The organism is Prosthecobacter sp., assembly GCF_029946185.1.
Lineage (GTDB): Bacteria > Verrucomicrobiota > Verrucomicrobiia > Verrucomicrobiales > Verrucomicrobiaceae > Prosthecobacter.
In genome coordinates, this window is record NZ_JAQSEA010000114.1 from 38,367 (window position 1) to 49,040 (window position 10,674).

The window sequence follows — 10,674 nt, forward strand, 5'->3', positions numbered from 1 at the left end:
ACGCGCCACCATGTCCCTAGATCTCCCCATTCACGAAATGACACCGCAGGACCAACCCACGGTGCTGGTCGTTGACGATGACTCCAGGAACCTCCTAGCGATCGAGAGCGTGCTCAATGGAGCCAGCTACAGGCTCAGCAAAGCGCAGACTGGAGCCGAGGCGCTGATGGCGCTGATGAACGGTGATTTCGCAGTCATCGTACTCGATGTGCAGATGCCCGACATGAGCGGGATCGATCTGGCGAAGATGATCAAAATGCGCAAACGCACCCAGCACATTCCGATCATCTTTCTCACCGCGCATTACCGCGAGGATGAGCATGCCGTGCTCGGCTATGACGTCGGCGCGGTTGACTACCTGACCAAGCCGGTAAATCCCGCCGTGCTGCGATCCAAAGTGAACGTCTTTGTTGATCTGTTCGCAAAGACTCGTGCCCTGGCCGAGATGAACAGCACCCGGCAGACGGCGGAAGAGGCCCTGCGCATTGCCAATATGGAACTGGCCGCACGCAATGAGTCGCTGGTTCGTGAGGCCGAGGAACGCGAGCGCCGCATTCGCGCGGAATCGGCGCAGGCTGAGGCAGAGGAGGCCAATGCCGCCAAGGACCGCTTTCTAGCAATGCTCTCCCACGAGCTGCGCACGCCCCTTTCACCCATCGTCCATGCGGTCACGTTGCTGCAGGAGATCGAATGTCCGCCAGCTATCCGCGAACACATCGACATCATCCAGCGCAATGTGCGGCTCGAAGCGCGGCTGATTGACGACCTGCTCGATCTCGCGCGCATCCGCAACGGCAAGCTGCGCCTCGAACTGCAGCCCGTCGATGTTCATGAAGCGCTGCGGCAAGCCGTGAAAATCTGCCAGCCAGAACTCGCAGCAAGACGAATCCGGGTGGTGGAAAAGCTGGAGGCAACAGATCCATACGTGCGCGGGGACTTCGCCCGCTTGCAGCAGGTGTTCTGGAATCTCCTGACCAACGCCGCGAAGTTCAGCCCGGAAGACAGCACCGTCGAAATGATCACCTTCGCCTCCGATCCTGGCGGCAGCATCCATATCGAATTCGCGGATCAGGGCATGGGCATCGTGTCCGACAAGCTCGACCGCATCTTTGATGCATTTGAGCAGGGCGGACGGCGGACGCAGGCAGGTCTGGGTCTCGGACTCGCCATCTGCAAGGCGCTGGTACAGATGCACAGCGGCGGGATAGCCGCGCATAGCGAGGGACAAAATCGCGGCGCAAAATTCATCGTCCGCCTGCCCGCCGCCGCGCCTGACGAGCATCCGAACGGAGCCTCAAAGCATGAGATCACTCCCCCCCAAGGTTTGCGGTTGCTGGTGGTGGAAGATCACCCGGACACCTTGGTCACACTGACACGACTCCTCACGCGGCGGGGCTACACCGTGCGCACAGCGGCCTGCATTGCCGAATGCCTGGAAGTCGCACGGGAATACGAGTTTGACCTGCTCATTTCAGACATCGGACTGCCCGACGGCCGTGGCACCGAATTGCTGGAGCAGCTCCATGCACTCCATGGCAAACGCCCGCCTGCCATTGCCATGAGCGGCTTTGGGATGGACGACGATGTCGAACGCAGCCAGCAGGCCGGATTCTCTGAACACCTGACCAAGCCGGTCGAGTTTTCCGCCTTGCAACACGCGATTGCACGCCTTGCGGGCAGCCAGGCTGAATAACTTCCGTTCGCCCCCCGTAAGTCACCCACGGGTGAAGGATACAACCGTTGTCCCCGTTGGATGCGAATGATTCCAAGAACCCTTCCCCCCATACCATGAACAATCCCACCATGCTGGATGACCCCGAAAATCTCTCAGACAAAGCAGTCAGCGCTTGGGAGAACGCCACGGAGCAAGAAATTGCCAAAGAAGCCGGCCAGGCCTGGAGCCATACCAAAGAGAAAGCCGGCGAGGTGCTGCATTCAGGCGAGCGCTATTTGCGCGACCATCCGGGCACCTCCATGCTGGGAGTGTTCGGCGCTGGAGTTCTCGTAGGAGCACTCGCTGCCTGGTCCCTCGCGCATGAACAGCGGGACGACGCGTCAGATATCATCCACCGGTTTTTCTCACGTTTGGGCCGAAAGCTGAACCTTGACTGATCGCGAAATCCAAGTCTAAAGCCCACTTCTGTGATCTCGGTCTCCAGTCACACCAAGGCGGCATCCCCGCTCACGGTCATTGACGATGACCTCGCTCAGGCACGAACAAAGACAAAGCAGGTGATCGACCAGACACTCGCTTACTCGCATGACCATCCTGAAGAGGCGCTGGTCTATGCGTTGGCGACAGGGTATGTGCTGCGAACCCTCCCAGTGACACGTTTGCTGGGAGGCATCGTCCGAGTTGCTCTGCCTTTGCTCAAGCCCGCAGCCTTGTTCTACGGCATTTCAAAAGTGGTTTTGAAAAAGAGGAATTGATCTGGGGCGCAGTATGGCCCCCTACGTCTCTTGGCGCTATTGTGTAGCTGACCGTCAAATAAGGGAGCGTTTTGGAGGCTGCGCGGATGACTTTGATATCCGCCTCTGCGCCCATAGAACCGCTCTTGCCGCACGCCCACATCCAGAGACTTGGACGGGCTAAATTAGCGAAGTGAAACTCATGACGGGTTTCATTTTTCAAACACCGTCTGTTCCATGACGGCGCGCTACCCTTGGTCATGAAACGGAATGACGCCAGGTGAGTTTCGAAGCCGCGTCCATAAAGACTCTGCAAGTGCGATCAACGCGTACATCCGTTGTATGCACGTCATGCGAATTATAAGAAACAGAAAGCCACTTTATGTTATCCTACACAGTCACATTTCTCATCATCGCACTCATCGCGGGTGCCCTTGGTTTCAGCGGCGTTGCCGGTGCTTCCGCATCAATCGCCCATGTTTGTTTCGTCTTGTTTCTGATCTTGTTTCTTGTGTCCTTTATATCAGGTCGCCGTCCGCCTGCAGTGTGACCCAAGCAGCAAGCGCCCTCCCTGTAAGACAACCTGTTCGCGTGCATCACGCGATGACGACTCGGAACTTCGACAGCCTGCTGGGCAGTCACAAACCTTCTTTTTCCACACCCCTATGACACTCGGCCCTCCCCCATCCTTGGCAGTGTCAGCCTTTGTCGGTTTCACTCATAACAGTGAAGCCTCAGGTGGTGTGGTTGCTTCCTTTGATTTGCTATGCCTGTCAGGCATGATCGTCTCGGTTCTTGCGGATGACAGTTTTAGCACCAGCACAGGAATGGGATTGCTGTCCATCCACCTCTATATCGATGACACGATGGACCTGACAGTCCCGGTGAACCTGAGCGTAAGATCCACGGACTCTTCGGCACTCAGGTATGGCATGCTCAATGGCGGCCTCCGACCATTCTGAGTCCCGCCTGTTCCAATTTCCTTTGGAGAAATTCCAAGGTTCGCTCCGTCACCTTTGCGACAGGAGTTCAGCGGCGTAATGGGCCAGCCGAGTCACCCTGCTTGCCCGGATCAGCATAGCGAAATTTGCCGAGTTGCATGGTTTTGCAGGGGAAGCCCCATGTTAATGGTCCGCCACCTCAACCCATTCGGCGGCAAATTTCATCAATTCATCTGCTTCTTTAAAACCGAGCTTTTCTTTGATGTGCATCCGATGTGTTTCGATGGTTTTGACACTTAGATGCAATGAGTCCGCAATCTCTCTTGTGGTCTTGCCGCGTCCGAACAGTTGCAGCACTTCGAGTTCACGGTCGGAGAGCTTGTCAACGGGCGACCCCAGGTCTCCTTCGCTGCCCTGGATGGCCTTGAAAATCAATTTTTCGGTGAATGGCAGGCTGACGTAAATTCCGCCGCCAATCACTTTCCTCAGCGCCTCCATGATATTTTCTATTGCCTGCTGTTTCCTCACATAGCCCTTGGCTCCAGCCCGCAAAGCACGCAAGGCGTAGAGCGATTCATCGTGCATGGAGATGACGAGGATAGCGAGTGCTGGCTCCTCGGCGAGCATGTGCTTGATAAGCTCAATCCCATTCGTGCCAGGCATGGAGACGTCGAGGAGCGCCAACTCGGGCTTGTGCAGCCTCATGGCTTCCAGCGCCTGCTGCGCATTTGACGCCTCTCCACAGATCGAAACGTCGCTAAACTGACTCAAATACTGACAGATTCCGTGACGGAAAACGGGGTGATCGTCCACCACCAACAGGCGCTTGCCGAGCACGTTCGCAGGAGAACCAGAAATAGGTAGTGTGTGTGCGCTCATGTTTTCCCAGTCAGCAGAGCCCTACTGACGCTCGTGCCACAACAGCGGGGAACAAAGATCATGCATGAATCACTCATTTCAGATTCTTCGTAACTGACAGCGCATCTGGCCGTCTCTATTTGGTCGAAATGAGCGACCGCCTTGATGCTCACCATCACTCGGGACAGGCTTTGAATCCCCCCCTACCCTCTGCCCTGCAGGATCTCGCTGCGGGCAAGCTCGTGGCAAGAAGCCTCCCCTCATGTCGTTCAGCAGTAAAATGCGCTTGCCCCCCCCGAGTAGTGGCTGTTTCCTACCCTTTACCAACTGATCCCAGATCTCATGGCTAAAGCATCCACCAGCGAACCTGTAAAGAAGGAGTCTCCTGCCAAAGAGATGAAACATCGCGTATTGATCGTGGACGATCATCCCATCTTCCGCGACGGCATCACCCAGCTCATCAACAGTCAGCCGGACCTCCATGTATGCGGGCACGTCTGCTCGGCGGCACAAGCCCTGTCTTCCGTGGAAGCGCTCAAGCCGGACATGCTCATTGTGGACATTTCCATCCAAGGCACCAACGGCATTGAACTGATCAAAACCATCCGAGCCCAACATCCTGCGATGCGCGCCCTGATGCTTTCCTCACATGACGAAAACCTCTACGCGGAGCGCGCACTGCGTGCGGGCGCCAGGGGATACATCATGAAAGCCGAGTCATCTGAAAAAGTCATCGAGGCAATCCGACGCGTACTCAGCGGTGACCTCTATCTCAGCGAGGCCATCGGCGGCCGGCTTCTCGACACTTTTCTCAATGGCCGTGCGTCCCAAACCGGCACCTCGGCCGTGGAACAACTCAGTGACCGCGAACTCGAAATATTCCGCGCCCTCGGGGAAGGCCGCACCACGCGTGAAATTGCCGAGACTCTTTTCCTCAGCGTCAAGACGGTGGAAACCCATCGCTCTCACATTAAGGAGAAACTCAATGTCCAAACAGCTCCTGAATTGATCCGTACTGCCGTCGAGTGGGTCAACAGCCAGGAGAGCCTGTAGCAGAGCTACACTTGTGCAAACGGCTCTTCCGCTCAAAGGAACAGGCATGGATTGATGCGCGGCGGCTTGCTGCAGATGGCCTTGAGTGTCCGTCCGACGCATTCGCTGGAGGCGCTTGCGGTTGACCACCCGCCCATGATCTCGGTCCAGCATCATTCGATCACGCCCCTGCCCCGGCATTGCAGTATAAACATGGAATTTGGACGCCATCTCACGTGATTGGGCATTTTCTTAGCCACGTTCTCACGTTAATCCAACCCTTTTGGCAAGCCAACCGCGTCGGGTTCCAACGTGGTGGCAGAGGGGAGATTTGAACTCCCGACCAAAGGCTTATGAGTCCTCTGCTCTACCCCTGAGCTACTCTGCCATTGCAATGGCTCCTGAGGTAGGGTTCGAACCTACGACCTAGTGGTTAACAGCCACCCGCTCTACCGCTGAGCTACTCAGGAATCACTTTTTCCCGCTTCCGAGGAAGGGGGCGAGATGGATAAACGTTCCCATCCATCACGCAAGCTTTTTTGACACTGAATTTGAATAGTTTTTAACCAACGGCGTTTGCCTTGAGCAGATCCCCCAATAATCCGCGCTGGCGGTAGAACTCGACTTCGGCCACGCCTGTGGCTTCCAAATCGGCGCGAATCTCTGCCGCACCACGCTCTGAGGCGACGTGCTGACGGATGAGGGCGGTCTTGCGGGCCTGCAAATCGAGGAACTCCAGGTCCACTACCGGGGTCTCCGGCCATTTGCCGTCGGCCTGCCCAGACTTGAGCACCTGTTTGAAGGGCTTGCCGACCTTCTGCGCCTGCGTCTTGGCCTCATTGATGCCGGCATACCAGTCCGGGTGCACGAGGCGGTAGTAGTCGCGCATGGCCTGCTTGTTGTAATGAATGACCAGCTTGCGGCCTTCCACTTCAAGGAAGGTGGTGCCACGGAAGGAGTCGGCGTCGATGGTATCGACGAAGAGCAGCTCTTCGCGATCCACGGCAAATTCCCATTTCAGGTCCCACAGGAGCAGGCCGGCGCTTTCCAGAAGCTCCCGCACGGCCCAGCCGCCGAGGATGGCCAGCTTGACGGTGTGCAGGAAGTCATCGCTGCTGAGGCCGGACATCATCAGCGCCTCCTGCTTGCTCACGGCGCGGTCTTCGGGCTCGTATTTGCTGGTGAGGTCATAGATGGCCCGCTCCAGCATTTCCCACACGCCCATGGGCTTGGAGAGGCCAAGTTCCTGCTCGTAGCTGCGCTTGGCGGGTTCGCTGAGGCTCTCATATTTTTTCAGGATGGACGAGCCGCTGGTCACACCAAAGCGCACGATGTATTCCAGAGGCACCACGTACGTGGCGCTCTGGTGGAACTGTGCGTAGTCAAAGACATGCGCGCCCAGCAGGTTGCGCTGCGGTGGGTGCATCACCGGGAAGCGGCGCACGACGTTGTAGCAGCTCGGATTCGTCGGGAGGCCTGTGCGGACGATTTCGCCCGTCACAGCATCCACCATGCCGATATGATGAGTCGCCGCGCCACGCTCCAGCATCGTTTCCATGGGGCCGGTGAGCAGTTCTTTGCGCCAGGCGGGGTCCATCGGTGTGTTTTCGATGGCCGTCTTCACCCGCTGCCAGGTTTCCGGCTGGCTGAGGCGGGAATACATGGCGTGGCGGAAGATGGCGCGGTTCAGGTCATTGCCTTCGATGTTGAAGATGGAGCCCACGTCAAAGACGGAGCCTGCAGGCGTCGTTTCGCACACGACGTAGCCCGGATGATCTGGCACGGCGTAGAGATTCTGCACGGAGCCGCGATAGACGGGCTCGCCGAGCTTCGAAAGATTGAGATGCGTGGGCGCTGGAGCGGGGTGGGACATGGTTCCGGGGAAAAACAACGGATTCTGCGCCTGCGCAAGTGCCGAGAGCGTCGCAGATTCCAGAACATTGATTCTTTGACCACGGAATACCCGGAAGCCAGAATCCTTGAGATCGGGTCTTTTCCGTGTATTCTGTGTATTGACTGCGCTGCGCTTGCCCTGCGGGCTCCCTATGGGTCGTCTGTCTCACTACGTTCGGCTCCGTGGTTCAACGCCCCTCCTTGACTCATCACTGCTTGTGCGGAAACTCCGCCCTCCATGTCCGAAGCCGCCGCCACTCCTCCCGCCTCCCTCGATTTCATCCGTGAAATGATCGCTGCCGATCTCGCCGCAGGTCGCAATGACGGGAAGGTCGTCACCCGTTTCCCGCCGGAGCCGAATGGCTACCTGCACATCGGCCATGCGAAGAGCATCTGCCTGAACTTCGGCATCGCGCAGGAGAATGCGCCGAATTCGCGCTGCCACCTGCGCTTTGACGACACGAACCCGACCAAGGAAGAAGTCGAGTACGTGGACAGCATCAAGGCCGACGTCCAATGGCTCGGCTTCGACTGGGGCGACCACCTCTTCTTCGCCAGCGACTACTTCGAAAAGCTCTACGGATTCGCGGAGCAGCTCATCACCAAGGGCCTCGCGTATGTGGATGACCAGACGCAGGAGGAGATGCGGGCCAGCCGTGGCACGCTCACCTCCCCCGGCACCCGCAGTCCCTATGCGGACCGCAGCGTGGAGGAAAACCTCGATCTCTTCCGCCGCATGCGGCAGGGCGAGTTCAAAGAAGGAGAGAAAGTCCTGCGGGCCAAGATCGACATGGCCTCGGTCAACATGCACATGCGCGATCCGGCGCTCTACCGCATCCTCCGCGCGCACCATCACCGCACGGGCGATGCGTGGTGCATCTACCCGATGTACGACTACGCGCACCCGCTCAGCGATGCGCTGGAAGGCATCACCCACAGCCTCTGCACGCTGGAGTTCGAGATCCATCGCCCCCTGTATGAGTGGCTCATCAACAACGTCGATGGCCTGCCCGGCGCGCCGTATCAGCGCGAATTTGCCCGCCTGAACCTGACCTACACCGTGATGAGCAAGCGCAAGCTGCTCCGCCTCGTCAAAGAAGACCTCGTCAACGGCTGGGACGACCCACGCATGCCCACCATCTCCGGCATGCGCCGCCGTGGAATCACCGCCTCTGCCATTCGCAGCTTCTGCAAAACGATCGGGCTGACCAAGTTCAACTCGCTCACGGAGATCGCCTTGCTGGAGCACTCCATCCGCGAAGACCTCAACAAGATCTCCCACCGCGCCTACGGCGTACTGCGCCCGATCAAGGTGGTCATCACGAACTACCCTGAAGATCAGGTCGAGTACTTCGATGCACCAAACCACCCTGAAGATCCGGAGGCGGGCACACGCCAGGTGCCGCTCTGCCGTGAGCTGTACATCGAGTCCGACGACTTCATGGAGTTCCCCTCCGACGGCTTCCACCGCCTCAAGCCCGGCGGCGAAGTGCGCCTGAAGTTTGCCTTCTGCATCATCTGCCAGGAGGTCATCAAAGACGCCGAGGGGAACATTCTCGAACTGCGCTGCACCTACGACGACGCCACGCGCCACGGCAAGAAACCCGAAGGCCGCACCAAGCCCAAAGGCATCATCCACTGGGTCAGCGCCCGCCACGCCATCGACGCCCCCGTGCGCCTCTACGACCGCCTTTTCACCGTGGAAACCCCAGACGCCGATGCAGGCGAAGACGGGGATTTCACGAAGTTCCTCAACCCAGCTTCGTGTGAAACGATCACCAATGCCAAGCTGGAGCCGAGCTTGAAAGACGCCGCCCCCGGCAGCCACTGGCAGTTCGAACGCGTCGCTTATGTCTATGCTGACCCGATTGATTCGAAGCCTGGCGCGCCAGTTTTCAACCGCACGGTGACGCTGAAGGATGGGTGGGTGAAGAAGTAGGGCTGTTGCTTTGTGACAGAAGTTCTCGCAGACCAGTTGCTCAGCGATTGGTCTGCTTTCTTCCTGCCATTCAAAAGAGACATTCGTTGCAAGCACGAGTGCCCGTATCACTTCAGAAACTTCCCAGTGAGCAGCTCGCAACGCCAAGAAAGTCGAATCGAATCAGAATGGCGATCATGACAGCGCTCAGAACGAATCTGTAAATTCGCTGCCAGATGGTCCCGGAGTTCAAAGCTCCAACCATGAGCGCAAATGCGGCAATCACAGTCGCCGGATAGACCAGAAGACCGTAGGGAATGGCCAGATTGACGAATGCTATGCCTTCGGGGGTTCGGAAACTCATGCTGCCACCGCCTGCATACTCGTTTCGCCAGCTGTCCAAGAGAGCACCTGAATCAGTCACTCTTTCCATGAGGCACCACATCGTGATCGAATACACCGCGAGAAACAGGATGATGGCTTGAGCTATGGAAAAGCGACGGAGGCTGCTTGATGATATGGCGTTGGTTTCCATTTTAGGTGAACATGAAGATCAATTCGAGGTTACCAACTCCACCACATGCCCATCAAGGTCTTTAACCACGGCACGGCGTCCCCACTCAGAATCAGTCGGCGCGGTGATGATCTCGGTACCGATCTGCGAAAGCAGGGTCACGATCTCATCCACTGATTCGACCCGAAATCCAATTCGGGCACCGGTCGTCGGTAGGGATTTGGGAGTCATTGGGTAGATCTCAAACACCATCCCGGAGACTTCTGAGGCGTAGTGCTCTGGACCCGAGCCGTGGGAATGGCGCGTCAACAGCAGTCCCATCTGCCGATAAAATTGCGCAGCACGATCGATGTCCGGCGAGCGGAGCACAACCAAGTTCAAATGGGGCGGTGGGGCAAACATGCTAAAGTGTTGAACAGTCAAGGTGAGGTGGGGCCGTCTCCACCATTTTGTTCGTCGTTGTTATCGTCCGCTGTTATATCCTGCATGCTCATATAGTCGAAATGCAGCCATGGAGGCGGTTGCAGGGTCGTCTGCTCGCTTCGGGTCAGTCCCATGCCATTCCAAATTTTGGCCAAGGATGTTTTGACGCGGTGGTGCAAATGGGGGCACATTGACCTAACGTCCCCCTTCCCCATGAAACTGATCCGTGATATTCTCGTGCTCTGCTCGGGCATTGTGTCTGCTCTTTACCTGCTGAACGTTGGTTTCGGTGTGGCGGAGTTCATTCCGGACAACATTCCCATCTTTGGCAATCTGGATGAAGCGGCGGCGACGGCGCTGTTGATCAACTGCCTGGCTTACTTTGGGTTGGATATCGGGCACTTTCTTCGACGCAAGGGTACGGAGGAGAAAGCTGAGCCGAAGACGCATGACATTGATGTGACGAAGTGAGCGGGCTGGGATGAGCGTCCTAGCGGCGGCACCCAAGTACTCATGAGCTTTAGCTCGTTCTGGGTTCTGGGAGAGGCGGCGCTTCCAGAACGAGCTGAAGCTCAGGACTACTTTTTCCAGAGCGAGCTGAAGCTCGGGAGTGCTTTCTAAGCGCTGGGTATCGCTCCTATGACGACGTCGGCTATGGGGCCGGAGGCTTCCGCGTCAGCGCCTTG

12 protein-coding genes and 2 tRNA genes are annotated in these 10,674 nt (G+C 57.6%); 8 read left to right on the forward strand and 6 right to left on the reverse strand.

Annotation, left to right across the window (positions count from 1 at the left end; translation table 11 throughout):
- Positions 1 to 10: 10 nt before the first annotated feature.
- The 5 genes from PSV43_RS09000 to PSV43_RS09020 all read left to right on the forward strand — a co-directional run bounded on the left by PSV43_RS09000 (position 11) and on the right by PSV43_RS09020 (position 3,371).
- Complete coding sequence (locus PSV43_RS09000; protein ID WP_300195880.1) at positions 11 to 1,693, forward strand: response regulator; 1,683 nt, start codon at positions 11 to 13, stop codon at positions 1,691 to 1,693.
- 95 nt (positions 1,694 to 1,788) lie between these two features.
- Positions 1,789 to 2,112, forward strand: a complete 324-nt coding sequence (locus tag PSV43_RS09005; protein ID WP_300195883.1) for a hypothetical protein — start codon at positions 1,789 to 1,791, stop codon at positions 2,110 to 2,112.
- A 30-nt stretch (positions 2,113 to 2,142) separates the two neighbouring features.
- The gene (locus PSV43_RS09010; protein ID WP_300195886.1) at positions 2,143 to 2,430 is read left to right on the forward strand and encodes a hypothetical protein; all 288 of its coding nucleotides are present in this window, start codon (positions 2,143 to 2,145) and stop codon (positions 2,428 to 2,430) included.
- A gap of 361 nt (positions 2,431 to 2,791) precedes the next feature.
- Positions 2,792 to 2,959, forward strand: a complete 168-nt coding sequence (locus tag PSV43_RS09015; RefSeq protein ID WP_300195889.1) for a DUF1328 domain-containing protein — start codon at positions 2,792 to 2,794, stop codon at positions 2,957 to 2,959.
- Positions 2,960 to 3,098: 139 nt separating this feature from the next.
- Entirely contained in the window at positions 3,099 to 3,371 is a 273-nt protein-coding gene (locus PSV43_RS09020) for a hypothetical protein (protein WP_300195892.1), read from the forward strand.
- A gap of 162 nt (positions 3,372 to 3,533) precedes the next feature.
- Here the strand turns inward: PSV43_RS09020 and PSV43_RS09025 are convergent, their stop codons facing one another.
- Complete coding sequence (locus PSV43_RS09025; RefSeq protein ID WP_300195895.1) at positions 3,534 to 4,229, reverse strand: response regulator transcription factor; 696 nt, start codon at positions 4,227 to 4,229, stop codon at positions 3,534 to 3,536.
- 321 nt (positions 4,230 to 4,550) lie between these two features.
- On the opposite strand from PSV43_RS09025, the gene PSV43_RS09030 reads away from it, so the two are divergent.
- Complete coding sequence (locus tag PSV43_RS09030; protein ID WP_300195898.1) at positions 4,551 to 5,261, forward strand: response regulator transcription factor; 711 nt, start codon at positions 4,551 to 4,553, stop codon at positions 5,259 to 5,261.
- A 292-nt stretch (positions 5,262 to 5,553) separates the two neighbouring features.
- On the opposite strand, the gene PSV43_RS09035 is transcribed toward PSV43_RS09030, so the two are convergent.
- The 3 genes from PSV43_RS09035 to PSV43_RS09045 form a co-directional block, all read right to left on the reverse strand.
- A tRNA-Met gene (locus PSV43_RS09035) sits at positions 5,554 to 5,628 on the reverse strand.
- Between the two features lie 7 nt (positions 5,629 to 5,635).
- Positions 5,636 to 5,710: transfer RNA gene (locus PSV43_RS09040), tRNA-Asn, on the reverse strand.
- 92 nt (positions 5,711 to 5,802) lie between these two features.
- On the reverse strand, positions 5,803 to 7,113 hold the full coding sequence (locus PSV43_RS09045) for a phosphoribosylaminoimidazolesuccinocarboxamide synthase (protein ID WP_300195901.1): 1,311 nt from the start codon (positions 7,111 to 7,113) through the stop codon (positions 5,803 to 5,805).
- A 258-nt stretch (positions 7,114 to 7,371) separates the two neighbouring features.
- Between PSV43_RS09045 and PSV43_RS09050 the strand changes: the two genes are divergently transcribed.
- On the forward strand, positions 7,372 to 9,072 hold the full coding sequence (locus PSV43_RS09050) for a glutamine--tRNA ligase/YqeY domain fusion protein (protein WP_300195904.1): 1,701 nt from the start codon (positions 7,372 to 7,374) through the stop codon (positions 9,070 to 9,072).
- 112 nt (positions 9,073 to 9,184) lie between these two features.
- Here PSV43_RS09050 and PSV43_RS09055 read toward each other — a convergent pair whose 3' ends face one another.
- Both PSV43_RS09055 and PSV43_RS09060 read right to left on the reverse strand, forming a co-directional pair.
- The gene (locus PSV43_RS09055) at positions 9,185 to 9,586 is read right to left on the reverse strand and encodes a hypothetical protein (protein ID WP_300195906.1); all 402 of its coding nucleotides are present in this window, start codon (positions 9,584 to 9,586) and stop codon (positions 9,185 to 9,187) included.
- 18 nt (positions 9,587 to 9,604) lie between these two features.
- Entirely contained in the window at positions 9,605 to 9,967 is a 363-nt protein-coding gene (locus PSV43_RS09060; RefSeq protein ID WP_300195909.1) for a VOC family protein, read from the reverse strand.
- Positions 9,968 to 10,201: 234 nt separating this feature from the next.
- Here PSV43_RS09060 and PSV43_RS09065 point away from each other — a divergent pair, with 234 nt between their 5' ends.
- Positions 10,202 to 10,459, forward strand: coding sequence for a DUF1232 domain-containing protein (locus tag PSV43_RS09065; RefSeq protein ID WP_300195912.1), 258 nt, complete (start codon positions 10,202 to 10,204; stop codon positions 10,457 to 10,459).
- Positions 10,460 to 10,674: the final 215 nt, after the last annotated feature.

Coding starts and splice junctions, on each gene's coding strand:
- PSV43_RS09000 (WP_300195880.1), top strand. CDS start 11: ATGTCCCTAGATCTCCCCATTCACGAAATGACACCGCAGGACCAACCC.
- PSV43_RS09060 (WP_300195909.1), bottom strand. CDS start 9,967: ATGTTTGCCCCACCGCCCCATTTGAACTTGGTTGTGCTCCGCTCGCCG.
- PSV43_RS09055 (WP_300195906.1), bottom strand. CDS start 9,586: ATGGAAACCAACGCCATATCATCAAGCAGCCTCCGTCGCTTTTCCATA.
- PSV43_RS09030 (WP_300195898.1), top strand. CDS start 4,551: ATGGCTAAAGCATCCACCAGCGAACCTGTAAAGAAGGAGTCTCCTGCC.
- PSV43_RS09005 (WP_300195883.1), top strand. CDS start 1,789: ATGAACAATCCCACCATGCTGGATGACCCCGAAAATCTCTCAGACAAA.
- PSV43_RS09025 (WP_300195895.1), bottom strand. CDS start 4,229: ATGAGCGCACACACACTACCTATTTCTGGTTCTCCTGCGAACGTGCTC.
- PSV43_RS09015 (WP_300195889.1), top strand. CDS start 2,792: ATGTTATCCTACACAGTCACATTTCTCATCATCGCACTCATCGCGGGT.
- PSV43_RS09045 (WP_300195901.1), bottom strand. CDS start 7,113: ATGTCCCACCCCGCTCCAGCGCCCACGCATCTCAATCTTTCGAAGCTC.
- PSV43_RS09065 (WP_300195912.1), top strand. CDS start 10,202: ATGAAACTGATCCGTGATATTCTCGTGCTCTGCTCGGGCATTGTGTCT.
- PSV43_RS09050 (WP_300195904.1), top strand. CDS start 7,372: ATGTCCGAAGCCGCCGCCACTCCTCCCGCCTCCCTCGATTTCATCCGT.